Origin of the sequence: Streptococcus sp. HMSC072C09, assembly GCF_001813105.1 — a bacterium.
Classification (GTDB): Bacteria; Bacillota; Bacilli; order Lactobacillales; family Streptococcaceae; genus Streptococcus.
In genome coordinates, this window is record NZ_KV811485.1 from 286,710 (window position 1) to 306,747 (window position 20,038).

Genomic DNA, 20,038 nt, shown 5'->3' on the forward strand with positions numbered 1-20,038 from the left:
TGAGTCACAACAACTTGTAGCGCAACTTGCTCAGGAAGTTGAAAGCTATCGCTCTATCCTTGAATCTGATAAAGATTTGAAGGATCTTTTTGAAGAAATCAAAAATAAAAACGAGGTAACTAAATAATGGATTATAAAGTACAATTTAAATCATACGATGCAGTAGCTAACACTACTAAAGTAGCAATCAAGCAAGACTTCCCGTACCGTGTCTTTGAGGAAATTTTGCCAACAAATCGCATGACCGAAGATGATGCGACACTGGTTGAAGCAGTATTGAACATCGTGCGCATGGAGCTTGATACATCTGGCGCAGTCGTAGCGATCAAGAAAGAGCTAGACAAATCTGTCGAAGCTAACAATGATGCTATTGCTAAAATCCAAGCTCTAACCAAAGACAACGAAGAAAAAGCGAACCAAATCCAGAAGATCAAGGACGTTGCTGATTGGAATCTTTTAGCTCGTGTAACAGATATTGACAATCCGATGGACCCTACAATCTTTAAGCGTGGACTTGAGTTAGTAGATCTTGGACAAGTTGGTAAAACATATCAACCACAAGAAATCTTTACGGTTGAAGATCCAAACCACACAGAAGCGTTTGGAGAAGGTAAGCGTGTCATGATCCAAGTGACCGAACCATTTACTTATCAGGGCGAAACCTTGGATCAATTAAACAGCCTTTTCCAAAATGGTAAGATTGGCATCTGGAAGTGGACCAAGCCAAAAGAAGAGAAGGAAGAGAAGCCAGGACAACCTTCTGGTGACCTTGAAACTCAACCAGTGGCTACAGCTACACCACAACCAGCACTTTAATCAGAAAGGGGCGTGATCTATGATCCACTTTACACCAGAAGATATCTCGATGATGGTCGGATTTGTCGGGATCTTACTTGGAATTTATGGAAATTTTAAAGGAAGTGTCGTGGCACAAGAAAAACGCATGGTCGTTATCGAGAAAGACATCGAAAACATGCGTGATTTTCGTCTAACGGCAGTAAGACGACTTGATAACCACGATGAACAAAATAAGTCTCTATTGATCCTCGCAGAGCAGGTCAAGGCCTTGAGCGAGGACATGAAAGAACTTAAAGCATTAATTCAAAACAAAAATAATTAATAAGAGGTAACACTATGAAAATCAACTGGAATGTACGTTTGAAAAATAAAAACTTTTGGCTTGCCCTTGTACCAGCCTTAGCCTTGCTATTCCAAGCATTCGCCGATATTTTTGGCATCAAATTGGAATTCGGGCAAACGATTGATAAAGTTCTTGTATTTATCAATGTGCTATTTGCCTTCCTTGTGCTTGTCGGGATTGTTAACGACCCAACTACCACAGGATTGAGTGATAGTACACGAGCATTAGGTTATGAAGAACCTAACCAAGATTAATATTTTCGTACTAGCGACTATCTTCTTTTGGATAGTCGCTTTTGATTTTAGAAAGGATTGAAAAAACATGAGTGTACAACAATCTATAGTTAACGGTTTTACAAGCCGTCGTGGGCTGATTACATATTCGATGTTAGGTTCTCGCAACGGTTCAGATGGGACAGGGGATTGCTCTGGTATCATGTCGCAAGTATTGAAAGAATCGGGTATCCCAATTCAAGGTTTGCCGTCAACAGTGACACTTGGACAGCAACTCGCAAATAACGGCTTCTATCGTGTGAGCCGTAACCAACCATGGGACGCTCAAATGGCCGATATTATTCTAATGTCATGGGGTGCTGATATGTCTTCATCTGGTGGCGCTGGTGGGCATGTCGGAGCGATGATCGATGATACATACTTCATTTCTTGCGACTATTCGACACAAGGAGCAGTCGGACAAGCTATCAATACCTATCCTTGGAACGACTACTACAGCTGGAATAAACCAGCTTATATCGAGGTTTGGCGATATGCTGATACGGCACCACAGACCAACAATCAAGCGAACACAGCCGTCCAAGCGAAAGATAAGGCCTTTTACCAAGCAAACGAAGTTAAATACGTCAACGGTATCTGGCAGATCAAGTGTGATTACCTAGCACCAGTAGGCTTTGACTGGACCGAAAACGGTATTCCCTTGTCTTTGGTAAACTGGGTTGACAAGGATGGAAACAACTTGCCGGACGGTGCGGACAAAGACTTCAAAGCTGGAATGTTTTTCAGTTTTGAACTAGACGAAGCCCATATCACAGATACCGGCAAGGGCGGATATTATGGTGGTTACTATTGGCGCTTGTTTGAATTTGGCCAATTTGGACCAGTCTGGCTTTCGTGTTGGGACAAGGACGATTTGGTGAATTATTATAGCTGAGGTGGTGAATTATGCGCATTAATTCAACGAACCTAAAACAATTTGAAGGAGGGGCAGTCGTCAAGCAAGGCGACTCTGCCTCACTTTTTGGATATGAGCTACTGGACGAGCAAATGCGCCCTATTAGTGATCTAAACGGCAAAAATGCTACAATACGAATCTTTAATCAAAAAGGAAAGGCTACATTTGAGAGTACAGTAGATAATTCAAAAGTTACTTTTAAAATAAGCAAGCCCCTACCGATTGGATCTTATTTGGTAGAAGTCGTTTGTGACGGGTATATTTTCCCAAGTGACCGCTCGACACGTTTGGAAATCACACGTTCAGCAGACGAATTTACAAGCGTGGAAGTTCTTTCGCTTGTAAGAAACGATGTCAAGACTGAAATCGACAAGTACATTGCAGAACATCCAAATAGACCACAGACGGAAGAACTCCCAGATCTAACCGTACTATATAACCTAGCTAAAATTTAAAAGGAGAAATAAATGACTTTAAACACACAAAACCTCACACAATTTGCACAGGCCGTTGGTGCTGACGTAAAAGAAATCAAGACCACGCTTGCTAATAAAGCTGACAAGTCTGAGCTTGGTCAAGGCGGGATCACACAACAACAATTGGAAACAGCAATTCAAGGGGTGAAAACCGCAATCCTTGGCGAGGGTGTGCCAGAAGAACTTGACACTCTCAAAGAAATCGCAGACCGTATTGCTAACAGTGCAGGATCAGCAGATCAGGCTATCGTGTCTAAAATGACAGAGCTTGGTCAAAAATTTACTGACTTGGAAAATACCGATTTTGCACAGATTTATAATACCGCTAAAAATACCCTCTAAGGAGGTGAAGCATGGATAAACTAAAACAAGTTATTCAGGCGATTGGGGTTGATATAGGTGTGCTTCAAGGACAACAGGCTTCATTTTTATCAACCTCTAAAGCATACGAACTATTTCCAACCTATACAACCTTGCAATCCCAGATGGCCAATAACATCAAAGACAAGCACCTTGAATTGGGTCTGGATGCATTGATTGATACAAAATTGGCAAATGGCGGTGATCCATTCGTAACACGCTCTAAAATCCCGACAATCGACACAAGCCAACTGGCCAGCAAAAACGATCTTGAGGAATTAAAGCGTTCGGTAGGATCTGGTGGCAGTGCTGGAACGGAATTAAAAGGTCAAGGCTTCCCGTATAATCTAAACGCTGACATCGGTACAATTTATACTGATACCACGGCTAAAAACGGAGCGGTGAAGTGGATCAAGAAAGGCTCCGGAACCGGCTCTAACGCTTGGTCGGTCTTGTTTGGAGATGTCAAAATTAAACCAAGAAATATCAACTCAAATCAAACTAATGCGTATGTCGAGTTTAGACGTATAAACTCCACGGTTGAGATCGGCTTTGGTGGCCTCTCTTGGGGTTGGTTTGGAATCGTGAGACGAGGTGCGCCCAGCTACGTTCCACAAGGCTCTGACCGTGAGCGAAACGTGGTGATCTTAAACGTCGGTGGTATACCCGTCGGTTTTCGTGCGACTAACTCAAAACTGGGTATTATGACAAATGACAAAGGCAAGCGCCTTGGCACTTTCTATCTAGGTGGGCCGGGTGACGGCAACCAGCTACGCTTACAATTCGATGACCCAGTGCCAACAGATCGTGATATCGGAGACTTGCGGTTTACTGATATGTCATATATCACAGATGACCCGTGGCCAGAAACTCTATAATACATAAGACACACACCCCCTCAATTCGAGGGGGCTTTTTTTATTGTGCTTATAACGGCAATTATTAAAATTGTCCGTTGTAACCTCAATCGAATGACTATGTTTTTTTGATTCTCTGCTATAAGCAATGGGTCTTTACATCAAAAAAAGTGATGATTAAATAACCATCACTTTTTGTTTTTTAACTGATTGGCGTATTCTGTCATTTTAATTGCGTGTTTCAAACGCATATTCATAATATCAGAAATACCATTCTTATATTTGTCTACAGCTTGGGTGGATAATCCACAATTTTTACTAATAGAATAGGCTGTGGCATTTTCTAGCAGCCATTTAATAGCATTGATATCAACTAACATATTTACCTCACAAAAAACCAAATGATCACTACGATCAACAGAAGCCCTAAAATAAACTCAAGTTTTTCTCTAGCTGTGGTTTTTTTAACATTAAATTTTACTTTCATCACGATACCTGTTATAATTAAAGCAAGCCCCACCAAGGGGCGGATAGTGATTGCTCACTATCCGAATTCGATGTGCCACTCAATGCTTATGATGAACAAGTTGATTTTGACTACTAGCTTATTCGTCTTAGCTTTGATTGGCTTTTTTCTTCGCCTTAACATTTATTTTTCCTTTCTTTAGTTTCCTTGTCTAAGGTTTCCTCCTTAACCTTATGTATATATTATACAACTAAAGTTGTATTAAATCAAGAGATTTTACTAACTTTTTTTAAAAAAATAAAAGATTTTTTCCTATTAAATAGCTTCATTCTATATCTCTTTTATAATTAAGCTTGAACTTTCTTGGAACCTATGCTAAACTAGTAATACAAATGATGAGCCGTGAAAGTTTTAGAAGTCAGTACCTAAAACAGACCCTAAAACCTAAAAACAGCTATATAATTGAGTTTTAGAAACTCCCACCGGCTCCATATTTTTATTCATGGAAGATTACTCAAGAGGCTTAAGAGGCCGTGTTGGAAACGCGGTAGGCGTGTAATAGCGTGCGTGGGTTCGAATCCCATGTCTTCCGTTGTTGAGACATCATTGTGTAGCAGTGGTGTTTTTTTGTACAAAAAGGAGTTACCAAAGGAGGCACCAAAATAGACAATGCAGAAAGGAGAAAAAGTGATTACACAGCTAGATACCAAATCAGTCTATACCTTTATGGAAAGCCTAGTGACCATAAAAGACTATGTCCAAGTGGCTAAAAGCATGGGGTATGGCGCATTGGGAATCATGGATGTAGATAATTTGTATGGTGCTTATGAATTTATCGAAGCCTGTCAGGCCCACAACCTCAGCCCCTTGGTCGGTTTAGAAATTGGACTAAAAGTAGACAATGAAACCATTCCGTTTCGGATGATGGCCCTGTCAACGAAAGGCTACCAGAATCTGATGAAGATGTCGACCGTCAAAATGATGGGGAAAAACAATTGGGAAGATGTGAAGCACCTCACAGAAGGAGTAGCGGTCATTGTCCCAGCGCCTTTTGCTCATGAAGACATACCGCTTGATCTAGATTACTTCATCGGAGTTTTTGCGGCTACGCCGGTCCAAGAGTTTAGCCACCCTGTGCTTCCTCTTCATACTGTGCGTTTTTTTGAGGCGGAAGATATGGAAGCCATGCAGATGCTCGCGGCCATCAAGGACAATCAAAGCTTGACAGAAACAGGACAAATTGATCCTAGAACTGTCCTAAAAACTCCTCAGGATTTACAGAATGATTTTGCTGAGCGATTTCCGCAAGCCATCACAAATCTTGAAAAACTTGTCCAAGGGATTCAATACGACATTGATACTCAGTTGAAATTGCCTCGCTTTAATCCTCAGAAACCAGCTGTTGAGGAATTGAGAGAATTAGCTCAAGTGGGTCTTCTTCGAAAGAACTTGACCAGTCCGGTCTATCAAGAACGTTTGGATCATGAATTAGACATTATTCACCAAATGGGCTTTGATGATTATTTCTTGATTGTCTGGGATCTTCTTCGTTTCGGACGAAGTCAAGGATATTATATGGGAATGGGGCGTGGGTCTGCTGTAGGCTCACTGGTAGCTTATGCCCTGGAGATTACAGGGATTGATCCAGTGGAGAAGAACCTCCTGTTTGAGCGCTTTTTAAATGTGGAGCGCTATACCATGCCGGATATTGATATTGATATTCCTGATATCTATCGTCCAGAATTTATCCGTTATGTGAGAGACCGTTATGGGAGTTACCATGCAGCTCAGATCGTGACCTTTTCAACCTTTGGGGCCAAACAAGCCATTCGAGATGTCTTTAAACGTTTTGGGGTACCAGAGTACGAATTAACCTCCATTACCAAGCGGATTGGCTTTAGGGATACACTGACGACAGCGTATGAACAGAATCTAGCTTTTCGACAAGTGATTCATAGTCGAGCAGAATTTGAACGTGGCTTTGAAATTGCCAAAAGAATTGAGGGCCAACCTAGACAGACCTCGATCCATGCGGCGGGTGTTGTGATGAGTGACCAGGATTTGACGGATCACATTCCTCTCAAGTATGGAGAAGACATGTTTGTCACCCAGTACGATGCTCATGCGGTTGAAGCCAATGGTCTATTGAAGATGGACTTTTTGGGTCTGCGAAACTTAACCTTTGTTCAGAAAATGAAGGAAGCCGTCTATGAAAAGTACCAAGAAGAGATCGTGATTGAAGCCATTGATTTAGAAGATCCAGAAACCTTGGCCTTGTTTACTGCTGGGGATACCAAGGGGATTTTCCAATTTGAACAGGCTGGAGCCATTCGCCTCTTGAGACGAGTGAGACCCAATCATTTCGAAGAAGTGGTAGCGACCACCTCTCTCAATCGTCCAGGCGCTAGTGATTACATTGACAATTTCGTCAAAAGAAAGCATGGCCAGGAAAAAGTTGAGATTTTAGATCCAGCTATTGAAGCAATCTTACGGCCCACATATGGGATCATGCTATACCAAGAGCAGGTCATGCAGGTTGCCCAGCGTTTTGCAGGTTTTAGCCTAGGGAAAGCCGATATCTTACGTCGGGCTATGGGCAAAAAAAATGTGGCTGAAATGCACAAGATGGAAGACGATTTTGTCGCAGGTGCTCTTAAACTTGGGCATACGGAAGAAAAAGCCAAAGAGGTCTTTGCGATCATGGAAAAATTCGCAGGCTATGGGTTTAACCGTTCTCATGCCTATGCCTATTCTGCCTTGGCCTTTCAGATGGCCTATTTCAAGGTCCATTATCCAGATGTTTTCTTTGATGTCATGCTCAATTATTCGAGTAGCGATTATCTGACAGATGCTCTCCAGTTTGATTTTAAAGTCGCGCCATTATCCATCAATACCATCCCTTACAGAGATAAGTTCCAGGATCGAAAAATCTACTTAGGAATGAAAAATATCAAGGGACTCCCGAGAGATTTAGCGTATTGGATCATTGATAATCGTCCCTTTGAAAGTGTCGAAGATTTCATTTTACGACTCCCCAATCAGTATCATAAATTACCTCTGTTAACACCTTTAGTGGAGCTTGGATTGTTTGATATTTTTGAAAAAAATAGGCGCAAGGTGCTTCACAATTTGCCGAATTTGTTTGTCTTTGCTGATGAGCTAGGTAGTTTATTTGCAGATTCTAACTATTCCTGGACAGAAGCAGAGGACTTTAGCCAGGCTGAAAAATATGAGAAGGAAGAGGCCATTATTGGGATCGGACTCAGTACCCACCCATTGGTTGCGATTGGGCAAACGAGTCCCTACGAGATCCAACCAATTTCTCAACTCATACAAGGAGAGCAGGCGCGAATTCTCATAGAGGTGCAAGCCATCCGGACCATTCGAACCAAGTCGGGTGATCTCATGGCTTTCTTACAAGTCAGTGATACCAAGAAAAAATTGGATGTGACCCTTTTCCCTGAAACCTACAATCGATTTTCCTCCTTGATAAAAGAAGGTGGCTTTTATTACTTGACAGGGAAGATACAAGAGCGTGATGGGCGCTTGCAGATGATTCTAGCAGAGGCACAACTGGCAACCAATGAAAAGTTCTGGATCCAGTTGCTCGATCATCGTCAGGATAAAACGATTCTTTCTATCTTGAAAAAATATCCGGGCCCATATCCTGTGATATTACGCTATGAAGACGAGAAAAAAACTCTTCAATTGAGGGGCTATACAGTCCAGAAAAACAAAGAATTGGAAGATGAACTAAAGAATCTCGTTATGAAAACGATTTATCGGTAAAAACTGCGAAAAATACGAGAATTTTAGTCTTCTTTGTGTTATAATTACGTAGAATGTAAAAGAAAAAAAGGAGCAAACAACGAAATGAAACGTATTGCTGTTTTAACTAGTGGTGGAGATGCCCCTGGAATGAACGCTGCCATCCGTGCAGTTGTTCGTCAAGCAATTTCAGAAGGAATGGAAGTTTTCGGTATCTATGATGGATATGCGGGAATGGTTGCTGGTAAAATTCAGCCCCTTGACGCCTCATCTGTTGGAGATATTATTTCCCGTGGTGGTACCTTCCTTCATTCAGCTCGTTACCCTGAATTCGCACAACGCGAAGGTCAATTAAAAGGGATCGAGCAATTGAAGAAACACGGGATCGAAGGTGTTGTCGTTATTGGCGGAGATGGTTCTTACCATGGTGCGATGCGCTTGACTGAGCTTGGATTCCCAGCTGTTGGTCTTCCTGGTACGATCGACAACGATATCGTCGGAACTGACTTTACAATTGGTTTTGATACGGCAGTCACAACTGCAATGGACGCGATCGATAAGATCCGTGATACTTCATCTAGTCACCACCGTACTTTCGTAATTGAAGTTATGGGACGTAATGCTGGAGATATCGCTCTTTGGGCAGGGATTGCATCTGGTGCAGATGAAATCATCATCCCTGAAGAAGGATTCAAGATCGAAGAAGTTGTTGAGAGCATCAAAGAAGGTTACGCAAAAGGTCGTACCCACAACATCATTATCTTGGCTGAAGGCGTGATGTCTGCAGATGAATTTGGTCAAGCTTTGAAAGATGCTGGAGATACAAGTGACCTTCGTGTGACTGAGCTTGGGCATATCCAACGTGGTGGTTCACCAACTGCGCGTGACCGTGTTCTTGCTTCACGTATGGGAGCACACGCTGTTAAATTGTTGAAACAAGGAATCGGTGGTGTAGCAGTTGGTATCCGTAATGAAAAAATGGTTGAAAACCCAATCCTTGGTAAAGCAGAAGAAGGAGCCCTCTTTAGCTTGACAGAAGATGGTAAGATTGTGGTAAACAATCCACATAAAGCTGATCTTGGTCTTGCCGAGTTGAACCGTAGCTTGTCTTCAATCTAATTTTATTTCATAAATTCGTTAACCTTGTCTTAAAAAGACAGATATATTTAAAAAGGAGTCATATATATCATGAACAAACGTGTAAAAATCGTTGCAACTTTGGGTCCTGCGGTAGAAATCCGTGGTGGTAAAAAATTTGGTGAAGATGGATACTGGGCTGAAAAACTGGACGTTGAAGCTTCAGCACAAAACATTGCTAAATTGATCGAAGCTGGCGCTAACACTTTCCGTTTCAACTTCTCACACGGTGACCACCAAGAACAAGGTGAACGTATGGCGACTGTTAAACGTGCAGAAGAAATCGCTGGTAAAAAAGTTGGTTTCCTTCTTGATACTAAAGGTCCAGAAATCCGTACTGAATTGTTCGAAGGCGAAGCTAAAGAGTACTCATACAAAACTGGTGAACGTATTCGCGTTGCTACAAAACAAGGCATCAAATCAACTCGTGACGTTATCGCATTGAACGTTGCTGGTGCGCTTGACATCTTTGATGACGTTGAAGTTGGACACCAAGTATTGGTTGATGATGGTAAATTGGGTCTTCGCGTTGTAGAAAAAGATGCTGCAAAACGTGAATTTGTTGTTGAAGTTGAAAACGACGGTATCATTGCTAAACAAAAAGGTGTGAACATCCCTAACACTAAGATTCCTTTCCCAGCACTTGCTGAACGCGATAACGACGATATCCGCTTCGGTTTGGAACAAGGTATCAACTTCATCGCGATCTCATTCGTACGTACTGCAAAAGACGTAAATGAAGTTCGTGCAATTTGTGAAGAAACTGGTAACGGTCACGTTCAATTGTTTGCGAAGATCGAAAACCAACAAGGTATCGATAATTTAGATGAAATCATTGAAGCTGCAGACGGTATTATGATTGCTCGTGGTGACATGGGTATCGAAGTACCATTTGAAATGGTTCCAGTTTACCAAAAAATGATTATCACTAAAGTGAATGCTGCTGGTAAAGTTGTTATCACTGCAACAAACATGCTTGAAACAATGACTGAAAAACCACGTGCAACTCGTTCTGAAGTATCTGACGTTTTCAACGCTGTTATCGATGGTACTGATGCTACAATGCTTTCAGGTGAATCTGCAAACGGTAAATACCCACTTGAGTCAGTTACAACAATGGCTACAATTGACAAGAACGCTCAAACACTTTTGAAAGAATACGGACGTTTGAACTCAGATTCATTTGAACGTAACTCTAAGACAGAAGTTATGGCTTCAGCTGTTAAAGATGCTACAAACTCAATGGACATCAAATTGGTTGTAACTCTTACTAAGACTGGTCACACAGCACGTTTGATTTCTAAATACCGTCCAAATGCTGATATTTTGGCATTGACATTTGACGAATTGACAGAACGTGGATTGATGTTGAACTGGGGTGTTATCCCAATGTTGACAGAAGCTCCATCATCAACCGATGACATGTTTGAAATTGCTGAACGTAAAGCAGTTGAAGCTGGTCTTGTACAATCTGGTGATGATATTGTTATCGTTGCAGGTGTGCCACTTGGTGAAGCTGTTCGTACAAACACAATGCGTATCCGTACAGTACGTTAATAGACAATTATATCTGAAAGCCTTGTTGGTTGATCTGAAAGGATTGACCGCGAGGTTTTTCTTTTTCTTCTGGTTTGTGTTGATAAGAATTCTCACTAATGCTTACTTTCTCTTTTTTAAAGATCAAAAAAATGGTATAATAAACAAAAAGGAAGGGAGACATACATGCCAAGGAGAGATTTAATTAGAAATGTCATCATTGTCGGTGTTCTGGTTTTAGCACTGATTTTGCTTCGTATCTTTGTATTTCATCCATTTAGTATCAATGATAAGATGGCCAATGCTTCTGTGAAAAATGGAGATCTTGTGGTAGCGACTAGAAATGCTCAGGTAGATCGCAGTGATTTGGTCTTATACAAGGTCGGTGGAAAAGAATACCTTGGACGTGTTATTGCCAAAGAAAACGATGAAGTCAGCTACGTAGATGACGTCCTCTATTTGAATGGACAGGCAACACCAGAACCTTACCTGAATAAAATGCTGAACAAACATCTAGCTGCTCCAACGAGTAATGGGTATTATACTGATGATTTCTTTTTATCAGAGTTAAAAGGGACCAAGGCTGGTCGTGTACCATCCGATACCTTTCTAGTCTTAAATGATAACCGTGGGGATACAGAAGATAGTCGTGAGTTTGGTTATATCCATAAAAATCAGATCGAAGGAGTCGTGAATCTACGTCTCTACCCTCTCAATAAATTTGGATTTATAAAAGTTGAAGAATAGCCGAAAGGCTATTTTTTCTTACAAAAAAACTACTGCAAAAAAGAATTGCAGTAGCTTTTTATTCTGGTTAGATTGAGGTAGAGGGTTCTATTTTTTCTGTTTACTGGTAATTTGGTGAAAGACCTTTTGCCAGTGTTCATGACGCCGCCAGAGACTGGTATGGATCTGGTCATTTAACTCATAGCGAATCAATTTGGTCTTTTGACTGATAGATTCAATTTCGAAATTCTTAAAGGGAATTTGATGTTCTTCCTGCAAACGGACCAGGTCCTCTTTGTGGCTTTCTTGGCCATACTCATTGATGAGGGTGAAGTTGTCTGCTAGGAGGGTTTGGTATTCCTGCTGAGCCTGCAAGCGTTCCTCATAGGTCTTTAATTTGAGAAGGACATTGTCCAGAATCTCATCTTCAGGGATAGAACTTGGCTCCACATGGACATCGATATCAAAGACGCCAAACTGTTCCTTGAGAAGGCGCTCGACCTCTTCGGTAATAGCATGGCTCTCATAAACAGAGAGGTCTGGATTCATTTCGATGACGACATCTAGGTAAATGTTGCTTCCGTAAGTCCGTCCCCGTTGGGATTTGACCCGGCTGACCTTTGGCAATTCCAGAATAGCCGCCTTGTATTTATCCAGGAGACTTTCATCAAAACCATCGGAGAGGCTGAAGGAGGATTCAATGAAAATGTCGTAGGCAGTTTTTAGGATAAAGAAGGTAATAACGATGGCCACTAATTGGTCCACAATCGGATAGTTAAGAGCACTAGCTCCAATCGCAACAGAGGTTCCTAAAGAAGTGACCACGTCAGACAGGTTGTCTTTGGCAGCTGCCTTGAGGGCCTTGGATTGAGCTTTCTTAGCTAAAGTCCGGTTATAAAGATAGACCGCAAACATGACAAGGGCTGATCCAACTCCGACAATGGCCCCTAAAGGATCAATGACAGTGGTTTCCCTACTGAGGATTTTCTGAACGGTATCTCGTAGGACATCGAAGCCCACATAAAACATGATGATGGAAGTTACCAGGCTAGCTAGATCTTCAATCTTCCAATGACCAAATCGGTGGTCGCGGTCAGCTGGCTGGCGGGCCATGCGAATGCCGATGAGAAGGGCGACGTTACTGATAATATCGGATAAGTTATTAAAACCATCCGCGACCAAACTGGAGGAGTGAAGGAGATGTCCTGTTGCTAATTTAGCTGCGGAAAGAATCAGGTAGGCGACAATACTGATCAGGGCTCCACGTTCGGCTAGTTTTAAATTACTTTGTGATTGATTCACTGATAACTCCTCCAGACTTCTGTAGATTTCCTCCTAAGCGAAAAACTTGGATCGTTGTTGATGAGGAAATATTCGTTCTTCTTAAGCCTTTATTATAGCCTTTTTGAGTGCAAAATTCAAATGATGCCAACTGTTTCCAAAAGGAGAAAGGGCGAAAATGTGGTATAATAGAACGATTGAATGAATGAGGAGTATGAGATGAATCCTTTATTGAATGGTATGAATGATCGCCAAGCAGAGGCGGTCCAAACGACAGAAGGTCCCCTCTTGATCATGGCGGGGGCTGGTTCTGGTAAGACACGTGTCTTGACCCACCGCATCGCTTACTTGATCGATGAAAAAATGGTCAATCCTTGGAATATCTTGGCTATTACCTTTACCAATAAAGCCGCTCGGGAGATGAAGGAGCGGGCTTATCAATTGAATCCAGCCACCCAAGATTGCTTGATCGCCACCTTCCACTCCATGTGTGTGCGTATCCTCCGTCGAGATGCGGATCACATTGGCTACAATCGCAATTTTACCATTGTTGATCCAGGTGAGCAACGGACCTTGATGAAGCGCATCTTGAAGTCCTTGAATTTGGATCCTAAGAAATGGAATGAACGGACCATTTTGGGAACTATTTCCAATGCCAAAAATGACTTGATCGATGAAGTGGCCTATGCTGCCCAGGCTGGAGATATGTATACCCAGATTGTCGCCAAGTGCTATGAGGCTTACCAAAAGGAACTCCGTCAGTCAGAAGCAGTAGACTTTGATGATTTGATTATGCTGACCTTGCGTCTTTTTGATCAGCATCCAGATGTGCTGACCTATTACCAGCAGAAGTTCCAATACATCCATGTAGACGAGTATCAAGATACCAACCATGCCCAATACCAGTTGGTCAAACTCTTGGCTTCACGCTTTAAAAATATCTGTGTCGTTGGGGATGCGGACCAGTCTATTTATGGCTGGCGGGGAGCAGATATGCAGAATATCCTGGACTTTGAGAAGGATTATCCTGATGCCAAGGTCGTTTTGTTGGAGGAAAATTATCGTTCCACTAAGACGATCTTGCAAGCAGCCAATGATGTCATCAAAAACAATCGCCACCGCCGTCCTAAGAATCTCTGGACACAAAATGAAGACGGGGAAGAAATTGTCTATTACAGGGCTAATGATGAGCAGGATGAAGCTGTCTTTGTTGCTAAAACGATTGAAGAGCTTAGTCGCGAAGCTGGCTACAAACACCGTGATTTTGCCGTTCTCTACCGGACCAATGCTCAGTCACGGACCATTGAAGAAGCGCTTCTCAAGTCCAACATTCCCTACACCATGGTGGGGGGCACCAAGTTCTACAGCCGAAAGGAAATTCGGGATGTCATTGCTTATCTGAACTTGATTGCCAACCTCAGTGACAATATCAGTTTTGAGCGCATTATCAATGAACCCAAGCGGGGAATCGGGCCAGGTACAGTGGATAAGATTCGCGACTTTGCCCAAATGCAAGAGTCCTCACTCCTAGATGCTTCAGCCAATATCATGCTCTCTGGCATCAAAGGAAAGGCAGCCCAAGCCATCTGGGACTTTGCCAATCTCATTCTTGATTTGAGAGAAAGATTGGACCAGCTGACCATTACAGAATTGGTCGAAGAAGTCCTTGACAAGACGGGCTATATGACGGCTCTAACCAATCAGGGGAATTTGGAAAGTCAGGCCCGCATCGAGAATATCCAAGAGTTCCTGTCTGTTACCAAGAATTTTGATGAAAACGGGGAAACCGTCGACGACGAATCAGGCGTGGAAACCTTGAGTCGTTTCTTGAACGATTTGGCTTTGATTGCCGATACAGATGATGGGGCCCAAGAAACTTCAGAAGTGACCTTGATGACTCTTCACGCGGCTAAGGGATTGGAGTTCCCAGTCGTCTTCTTGATTGGAATGGAAGAAAATGTCTTTCCTCTTAGTCGTGCAGCAGAGGATCCAGACGAGTTGGAAGAAGAACGTCGTCTGGCTTATGTAGGGATTACACGGGCAGAGAAGGTTCTCTTCTTGACCAATGCCAACTCACGTTTGCTCTTTGGACGGACTAGCTACAACAGGCCAACGCGTTTCATCAATGAAATTAGCTCGGATTTATTGTCCTACCAAGGATTAGCTCGTCCAGCCAACACTAGCTTTAAGGCTTCTTATAGCAATGGAGGCGGAACGACCTTTGGAAAAGGGATGAGCCTGTCACAAGCTCTTCAAGAGCGCAAGAGACAAGCAGCTCCAAGTACTCTCACGTCATCAAGCCTCCCCTTTGGCAATAGCAACCGTTCTAGCGCCAAAGAGAGCGTCGCTTGGTCCATTGGCGACATTGCCATTCACAAGAAGTGGGGTGAAGGAACCGTGCTTGAAGTATCTGGTAGTGGTAGTACCCAAGAACTCAAGATCAACTTCCCAGAAGTGGGGCTCAAAAAACTCTTGGCCAGTGTTGCTCCGATTGAAAAGAAATAAACTGAAACCAGCAAGCTTCGTTTGTTGGTTTTGATTTTACTGGTGGCATGATATAATATACTAAGAATAGAGAAAGAGGCATACTATGAACGAAATCAAGTGTCCCAACTGTGGGGAAGTCTTTACAGTCAACGAAAGTCAATACAGCGAACTCTTGTCACAGGTACGGACAGCTGAGTTTGACAAGGAAATTCATGGGCGGATTCGGCAAGAGTTAGCTTTAGCTGAGCAAAAGGCCCTTAATGAGCAACAAGAGAAGTTAGCCAAGAAGGACCAAGAAATTGCCCAATTACAGAACCAAATTCAACAGTTTGATACTGAAAAAGAATTGGCCAAAAAAGAGGTGGAGCAAACGGCTAGCCAAAGCCTGCTAGAGAAAGAAAAAGAAGTGCAAGCACTGGAGAATCAGTTGGCCACCTTGCGCTTGGAACATGAGAACCAACTGCAAAAAACACTGTCTGATCTAGAGAAAGAAAGAGATCAGGTCAAAAATCAGCTCCTATTACAAGAAAAAGAAAACGAGCTTTCTCTGACTTCTGTTAAGCAAAATTATGAGGCTCAGCTTAAGGCGGCTAATGAACAGGTCGAGTTCTACAAGAATTTCAAGGCCCAACAGTCGACCAAGGCCATCGGGGAAAGTCTGGAACAGTATGCGGAGAGCGAGTTTAACAAGGTTCGCAGTTTTGCCTTTCCAAATGCCTATTTTGAAAAGGACAACAAGGTCTCTGCACGTGGTTCTAAAGGCGATTTTATTTTCCGTGAGTGTGATGAAAATGGAGTAGAGATTATCTCAATTATGTTTGAGATGAAGAATGAAGCCGACGGGACAGAGAAGAAGCATAAGAACGCTGATTTTTACAAGGAATTGGACAAGGACCGTCGTGAAAAGAACTGTGAATATGCGGTTTTAGTGACCATGCTTGAAGCAGATAACGACTACTTTAACACAGGGATTGTCGATGTTAGCCACGAGTATGAGAAGATGTATGTGGTCCGTCCTCAGTTCTTTATCCAGATTATTGGGCTTCTGCGTAATGCGGCCCTCAATTCCCTTAAATACAAGCAGGAATTGGCGCTTGTCCGTGAACAAAATATCGATATCACTCACTTTGAAGAAGACCTGGATGCTTTCAAAGTTGCCTTTGCTAAGAACTACAATTCAGCTTCTGTCAACTTTGGCAAGGCCATCGATGAAATCGACAAAGCCATCAAACGGATGGAAGAGGTCAAGAAATTCCTCACCACATCAGAAAACCAACTTCGTCTTGCCAACAACAAATTGGATGATGTTTCCGTTAAAAAATTGACTCGGAAAAATCCAACCATGAAAGCGAAGTTTGATGCTCTGAAAGGAGAATAATCTTTGTATTCAGCTAAGAACGCTACCTTGTCCATGAATGGGAAAACCATGGACTATGTAACATTTGGTAAGGGTAAACAGCCATTAGTGATCATACCAGGCTTGGGGGATGGGTTACAGACCGTTAAAGGAAAGGCCCAGCTCTTTTCTCTCTCGTATCGTCTACTTGCTAAGCGCTATAAGATTTATGTTTTTTCTCGAATCAATGAGCTGAGACAGGGCTATACGACGCGGGATATGGCAGCAGATGTAGCAGAAGCAATGGAGACACTAAACATAGATACAGCCTATGTTATGGGGATTTCACAAGGTGGAATGATTGCCCAATGGCTAGCTGCGGATTTCCCTGAAAAGGTTCAAAAGCTCATTTTAGCTGTGACCACTGCAAAACCTAGTCAACTTGCTAGAGAACGAATTGAGCATTGGCAAAAACTTAGTCAATCTGGAAATTTTAAGCATCTCATGCTGGATATTGCAAAGCACTCCTATACGCAAATGAGCTATCAAAAGTGGCGGTTGCTTTATAATATCATGGGTCGCTTGGGGCGAATCAAAGATGAAAATAGAATAGCCATTCAGTCTCAGTCTTGTCTTACTCACGATAGCCTTGAGGTCTTAAAGGAAATTCATTGTCCGACCCTGATCCTTGGTGCCCTTGAAGATGATGTGATTGGTGTGGACGGATCTAAGGAACTAGCAAAAGCGATTTCGGATTGTCAACTCCTCATTCTTAAGCATTCTGGGCATGCTCTTTATGAAGAAAATAAAGTATTTCAAGAGGCTGTCTGTAAATTCTTAAACTAAAAAAAGCTGGAAAATTCCAGCTTTTTTTATGCTATTTAAATCGCAAAGAGATCGTTTAGGTTTTCTGCCATGGTTGGGTGGGTAAAGATTTGTTTTGCGATGTAAGTATAAGGGATCTTGTTGTCCATCGCCATGGTGATCAGGTTGATAAGTTCGCCTGCAGCTTCTCCAAAGAGCGTCGCTCCATGAATTTCTTTGGTTTCTGGGTTGACCACGGCTTTGAAGGCCCCTCGGAGGTCTGCATTGACATGTCCGCGTGGCATGGCAGCAACTGGCAATTCTTTAACAGCAACTGGAAGTCCTTTGTCACGTGCTTCTTGCTCGGTCAAGCCGACTTGGGCAAGTGGAGGAGCAATAAAGAGTGTTGTCGCATAATTGTGACGAGTTTCGAGATTGTAGCTACCATCGCCTGTAAGGTAGTTGAAGACAATGCGGAAGTCATCGAGTGACATGTAGGTGAATTGTGGACCACCATTGACATCCCCAACTGCAAAGACTCCAGGGACGCTGGTTTCCAAATGACGGTTAACTTGGATCGCTCCACGATCAGTGACTTGGATGTCTGTGTTTTCAAGACCAAGTCCAGCTGTGTTTGGCTTACGACCTGTTGCGTAGAGAAGGATATCGAACTCAAAGTCTCCCTTATCTGTGACAACCGTTAAGCTATGGTCACCATCTTTGATTTCTTGGGTATGAACGCCTTGCAAGAATTGAATGCCGTCTTCTTCAAGGTAGCCTTTTGCAAGAGCTGCAATACTTGGCTCGATCCGTGGCAAGAATGTTTCAGAAGCATCCAATACCGTTACTTGGCTACCCAAGGTATTGTATAGGTGGGCAAATTCCAATCCGATAGGTCCACCGCCAAGGACACCAAGGCGTTTAGGTAGGTTTTCCAAACGTTGAATGCCGGTTGAATCCACGGCAAATTTACTTTCAGCCAAACCTGGAATCGGAAGGACATTTGGCACAGCACCAGTATTAATAATAATGGTTTCAGCTGTCAATTCTTCCTTTTCATCTCCAGCTTGAATTTCGATGACCTTGTTAGAAACGAAACGAGCCGTCGCGTCGATAATGTCTACGCCAGTTCCAGCAATGGTTGCGTAGTTCTTGCCGTTGAGACGAGTAGTGACTGCATTTTTCTCATTCATGGCTTGCTCAAAATCCAAGCCTTTTTCTGCTGCAACAATCAAGGTCTTGGTGGGAATACAAGCGATATTGATACAAGTACCACCGTACATAGATTTGCTCTTTTCAATCAGAGCGACTTTTTTTCCTTGGCTTGATAATTTCGCTGCGAGTGTTTTACCAGCTTTACCAAATCCAATCACAATAACATCATACATTAACATATGTTACACCTTCTTTCGCTTTCTATTGTATCAAATCCATTTTAAAAAGTCTGAAATCTGCTACGGGATTTTTTAGGAGCTCATGAGAAGGGGGAAAGAGGGACAAGAAGTCTTGTTTCATGGTATAATAAAGGGTCGGTGGACCGGATGGTCACACAATCAGTTAGAAAGAGCAAATCAGATGGACGGAATTATCAATGTAAAAAAGGAAGCAGGCATGACCTCACATGATGTGGTCTTTAAACTGCGAAAAATCTTAGGAACTAAGAAGATCGGCCATGGGGGAACGCTGGATCCGGATGTGGTGGGAGTGCTTCCAATAGCAGTTGGCAAGGCGACCCGGATGGTCGAATTCATGCAAGATGAAGGCAAGGTCTATGAAGGAGAAATCACTCTGGGATTTTCTACCACAACGGAGGATGCCAGCGGGGATGTCGTGGAGCGGACCCCAGTGGAAGTGCCTTTAGATGCAGAAGAGGTCGATCGTATGATTGCCCAAATGGTGGGAGAGATCGAGCAGGTACCGCCTATGTACTCCGCGGTTAAGGTCAATGGGCGTAAGCTCTATGAGTATGCACGGGCAGGAGAAGAAGTGGAACGCCCTGTCCGACAGGTAACCATTTATGAATTCACGCGTACCAGTGAGATTGGCTACGAGGAAGGACTAGCCCGTTTTCGCTTCCGGGTTAAATGCAGCAAGGGCACCTATATCCGGACCTTGTCGGTGGATTTGGGTCAAAAACTGGGTTATGCAGCCCATATGTCTCATCTGACACGGACCAGTGCTGCCGGTTTGTCACTGGAAGATTCCCTGACCTTAGAAGAAGTGGCTGAAAAAGTAGCACAAGGAGATTTGAGCTTCCTTCACCCACTTGAAATTGGCACCGGGGATCTGGAAAAAGTAGAGCTGACAGTAGAAGAGGTTGGCGAAGTTCAAGTGGGACGCTTTATTCCAGTTGAGAGTGACTCCAAAGAGTTAGCTGCTTTTTACCAAGGAAAATTGGTAGCCATTTTAGAAAAAAGAGAAGAACTTTACAAACCTCGAAAAGTCTTTCTAACAGAAAGTGTGTTACAATAAATT

18 protein-coding genes and 1 tRNA gene are annotated in these 20,038 nt (G+C 42.8%); 16 read left to right on the forward strand and 3 right to left on the reverse strand.

Annotated features, from left to right (window positions below):
• Positions 1 to 126: 126 nt before the first annotated feature.
• The 7 genes from HMPREF2893_RS01505 (at position 127) to HMPREF2893_RS01535 (ending at position 4,043) form a co-directional block, all read left to right on the forward strand.
• On the forward strand, positions 127 to 816 hold the full coding sequence (locus tag HMPREF2893_RS01505) for a hypothetical protein (RefSeq protein ID WP_070673884.1): 690 nt from the start codon (positions 127 to 129) through the stop codon (positions 814 to 816).
• A 19-nt stretch (positions 817 to 835) separates the two neighbouring features.
• Complete coding sequence (locus HMPREF2893_RS01510) at positions 836 to 1,120, forward strand: DUF7365 family protein (protein ID WP_049472248.1); 285 nt, start codon at positions 836 to 838, stop codon at positions 1,118 to 1,120.
• 14 nt (positions 1,121 to 1,134) lie between these two features.
• On the forward strand, positions 1,135 to 1,395 hold the full coding sequence (locus HMPREF2893_RS01515; protein WP_049488172.1) for a phage holin: 261 nt from the start codon (positions 1,135 to 1,137) through the stop codon (positions 1,393 to 1,395).
• 67 nt (positions 1,396 to 1,462) lie between these two features.
• Positions 1,463 to 2,308, forward strand: coding sequence for a lytic exoenzyme target recognition domain-containing protein (locus HMPREF2893_RS01520; RefSeq protein ID WP_070673885.1), 846 nt, complete (start codon positions 1,463 to 1,465; stop codon positions 2,306 to 2,308).
• 11 nt (positions 2,309 to 2,319) lie between these two features.
• The gene (locus HMPREF2893_RS01525; protein ID WP_070673886.1) at positions 2,320 to 2,784 is read left to right on the forward strand and encodes a peptidase associated/transthyretin-like domain-containing protein; all 465 of its coding nucleotides are present in this window, start codon (positions 2,320 to 2,322) and stop codon (positions 2,782 to 2,784) included.
• Between the two features lie 12 nt (positions 2,785 to 2,796).
• A complete protein-coding gene (locus tag HMPREF2893_RS01530; protein ID WP_070673887.1) occupies positions 2,797 to 3,147 on the forward strand; it encodes a hypothetical protein in 351 nt (116 codons plus the stop codon).
• A gap of 11 nt (positions 3,148 to 3,158) precedes the next feature.
• Positions 3,159 to 4,043, forward strand: coding sequence for a hypothetical protein (locus HMPREF2893_RS01535; protein WP_070673888.1), 885 nt, complete (start codon positions 3,159 to 3,161; stop codon positions 4,041 to 4,043).
• Positions 4,044 to 4,210: 167 nt separating this feature from the next.
• On the opposite strand, the gene HMPREF2893_RS01540 is transcribed toward HMPREF2893_RS01535, so the two are convergent.
• Positions 4,211 to 4,402, reverse strand: coding sequence for a hypothetical protein (locus HMPREF2893_RS01540; RefSeq protein ID WP_009732644.1), 192 nt, complete (start codon positions 4,400 to 4,402; stop codon positions 4,211 to 4,213).
• A gap of 590 nt (positions 4,403 to 4,992) precedes the next feature.
• Here HMPREF2893_RS01540 and HMPREF2893_RS01545 point away from each other — a divergent pair.
• From HMPREF2893_RS01545 to lepB, 5 genes are all read left to right on the forward strand, one after another.
• Positions 4,993 to 5,080 (forward strand) — tRNA-Ser (locus tag HMPREF2893_RS01545).
• Between the two features lie 95 nt (positions 5,081 to 5,175).
• Complete coding sequence (locus tag HMPREF2893_RS01550) at positions 5,176 to 8,277, forward strand: DNA polymerase III subunit alpha (RefSeq protein WP_070673986.1); 3,102 nt, start codon at positions 5,176 to 5,178, stop codon at positions 8,275 to 8,277.
• Between the two features lie 84 nt (positions 8,278 to 8,361).
• Positions 8,362 to 9,375 carry a 6-phosphofructokinase gene (gene pfkA, locus HMPREF2893_RS01555; protein ID WP_070673889.1) on the forward strand — a complete coding sequence of 338 codons (1,014 nt, stop codon included), beginning with the start codon at positions 8,362 to 8,364 and terminating at the stop codon, positions 9,373 to 9,375.
• A 69-nt stretch (positions 9,376 to 9,444) separates the two neighbouring features.
• Positions 9,445 to 10,950 (forward strand): pyruvate kinase, encoded by a 1,506-nt coding sequence (pyk, locus tag HMPREF2893_RS01560; protein WP_049482315.1) that lies wholly within the window; start codon positions 9,445 to 9,447, stop codon positions 10,948 to 10,950.
• Positions 10,951 to 11,115: 165 nt separating this feature from the next.
• Positions 11,116 to 11,676, forward strand: a complete 561-nt coding sequence (gene lepB / locus HMPREF2893_RS01565; protein ID WP_070673890.1) for a signal peptidase I — start codon at positions 11,116 to 11,118, stop codon at positions 11,674 to 11,676.
• Between the two features lie 87 nt (positions 11,677 to 11,763).
• Here lepB and HMPREF2893_RS01570 read toward each other — a convergent pair whose 3' ends face one another.
• The gene (locus tag HMPREF2893_RS01570) at positions 11,764 to 12,957 is read right to left on the reverse strand and encodes a cation diffusion facilitator family transporter (RefSeq protein WP_031576616.1); all 1,194 of its coding nucleotides are present in this window, start codon (positions 12,955 to 12,957) and stop codon (positions 11,764 to 11,766) included.
• 198 nt (positions 12,958 to 13,155) lie between these two features.
• Here HMPREF2893_RS01570 and pcrA point away from each other — a divergent pair, with 198 nt between their 5' ends.
• From pcrA to HMPREF2893_RS01585, 3 genes are all read left to right on the forward strand, one after another.
• Positions 13,156 to 15,441, forward strand: coding sequence for a DNA helicase PcrA (pcrA, locus tag HMPREF2893_RS01575; protein WP_037608341.1), 2,286 nt, complete (start codon positions 13,156 to 13,158; stop codon positions 15,439 to 15,441).
• A gap of 85 nt (positions 15,442 to 15,526) precedes the next feature.
• Complete coding sequence (locus HMPREF2893_RS01580) at positions 15,527 to 16,801, forward strand: DUF2130 domain-containing protein (protein ID WP_003006568.1); 1,275 nt, start codon at positions 15,527 to 15,529, stop codon at positions 16,799 to 16,801.
• 33 nt (positions 16,802 to 16,834) lie between these two features.
• Entirely contained in the window at positions 16,835 to 17,605 is a 771-nt protein-coding gene (locus tag HMPREF2893_RS01585) for an alpha/beta fold hydrolase (RefSeq protein WP_186822235.1), read from the forward strand.
• Between the two features lie 35 nt (positions 17,606 to 17,640).
• Here the strand turns inward: HMPREF2893_RS01585 and HMPREF2893_RS01590 are convergent, their stop codons facing one another.
• Positions 17,641 to 18,957 carry an FAD-containing oxidoreductase gene (locus HMPREF2893_RS01590; protein WP_070673892.1) on the reverse strand — a complete coding sequence of 439 codons (1,317 nt, stop codon included), beginning with the start codon at positions 18,955 to 18,957 and terminating at the stop codon, positions 17,641 to 17,643.
• 181 nt (positions 18,958 to 19,138) lie between these two features.
• Between HMPREF2893_RS01590 and truB the strand changes: the two genes are divergently transcribed.
• Positions 19,139 to 20,035, forward strand: a complete 897-nt coding sequence (truB, locus tag HMPREF2893_RS01595; RefSeq protein WP_049472264.1) for a tRNA pseudouridine(55) synthase TruB — start codon at positions 19,139 to 19,141, stop codon at positions 20,033 to 20,035.
• Positions 20,036 to 20,038: the final 3 nt, after the last annotated feature.

Excerpts from the sequence above, each read along its gene's own strand:
- pfkA (WP_070673889.1), top strand. The coding sequence starts at position 8,362 with ATGAAACGTATTGCTGTTTTAACTAGTGGTGGAGATGCCCCTGGAATG.
- HMPREF2893_RS01510 (WP_049472248.1), top strand. The coding sequence starts at position 836 with ATGATCCACTTTACACCAGAAGATATCTCGATGATGGTCGGATTTGTC.
- pyk (WP_049482315.1), top strand. The coding sequence starts at position 9,445 with ATGAACAAACGTGTAAAAATCGTTGCAACTTTGGGTCCTGCGGTAGAA.
- HMPREF2893_RS01535 (WP_070673888.1), top strand. The coding sequence starts at position 3,159 with ATGGATAAACTAAAACAAGTTATTCAGGCGATTGGGGTTGATATAGGT.
- truB (WP_049472264.1), top strand. The coding sequence starts at position 19,139 with ATGGACGGAATTATCAATGTAAAAAAGGAAGCAGGCATGACCTCACAT.
- HMPREF2893_RS01590 (WP_070673892.1), bottom strand. The coding sequence starts at position 18,957 with ATGTTAATGTATGATGTTATTGTGATTGGATTTGGTAAAGCTGGTAAA.
- HMPREF2893_RS01505 (WP_070673884.1), top strand. The coding sequence starts at position 127 with ATGGATTATAAAGTACAATTTAAATCATACGATGCAGTAGCTAACACT.
- HMPREF2893_RS01515 (WP_049488172.1), top strand. The coding sequence starts at position 1,135 with ATGAAAATCAACTGGAATGTACGTTTGAAAAATAAAAACTTTTGGCTT.
- HMPREF2893_RS01580 (WP_003006568.1), top strand. The coding sequence starts at position 15,527 with ATGAACGAAATCAAGTGTCCCAACTGTGGGGAAGTCTTTACAGTCAAC.
- HMPREF2893_RS01530 (WP_070673887.1), top strand. The coding sequence starts at position 2,797 with ATGACTTTAAACACACAAAACCTCACACAATTTGCACAGGCCGTTGGT.
- HMPREF2893_RS01525 (WP_070673886.1), top strand. The coding sequence starts at position 2,320 with ATGCGCATTAATTCAACGAACCTAAAACAATTTGAAGGAGGGGCAGTC.
- HMPREF2893_RS01585 (WP_186822235.1), top strand. The coding sequence starts at position 16,835 with ATGAATGGGAAAACCATGGACTATGTAACATTTGGTAAGGGTAAACAG.
- pcrA (WP_037608341.1), top strand. The coding sequence starts at position 13,156 with ATGAATCCTTTATTGAATGGTATGAATGATCGCCAAGCAGAGGCGGTC.
- HMPREF2893_RS01540 (WP_009732644.1), bottom strand. The coding sequence starts at position 4,402 with ATGTTAGTTGATATCAATGCTATTAAATGGCTGCTAGAAAATGCCACA.
- HMPREF2893_RS01520 (WP_070673885.1), top strand. The coding sequence starts at position 1,463 with ATGAGTGTACAACAATCTATAGTTAACGGTTTTACAAGCCGTCGTGGG.
- lepB (WP_070673890.1), top strand. The coding sequence starts at position 11,116 with ATGCCAAGGAGAGATTTAATTAGAAATGTCATCATTGTCGGTGTTCTG.